This window comes from Microvirga pakistanensis (genome assembly GCF_004458765.1).
Taxonomy (GTDB): Bacteria; Pseudomonadota; Alphaproteobacteria; order Rhizobiales; family Beijerinckiaceae; genus Microvirga; species Microvirga pakistanensis.
The window spans coordinates 1-223 of record NZ_SPJX01000409.1; the positions used below are offsets into that span (position 1 = coordinate 1).

General features: G+C 69.5%; 1 protein-coding gene. It reads left to right on the forward strand.

Features of this window, described 5'->3' with window-relative positions; all coding sequences use genetic code 11:
- A partial coding sequence (locus E4K09_RS18980; protein WP_166802406.1) for a TSUP family transporter occupies positions 1 to 223 on the forward strand: 223 nt, incomplete at both ends.

Below are 223 nucleotides of genomic sequence, written 5' to 3' on the forward strand. Positions count from 1 at the left end.
CGGGCTCATCGGCCTGCTGTCGGCCCTGATGGGCATCGGCGGCGGCCAGCTCTCGAACCTGTTCATGACCTTCTACAGCCGCCCCATCCACCAGGCGGTGGCCACCTCCTCGGGCTTGGGCATCCTGATCTCGATCCCGGGCGCGCTCGGCTACGTCTATGCCGGCTGGCCGCACATGGCCGAGTACCCCGACGTGATCGCCTTCCAGCCGCCCCTGGCGCTC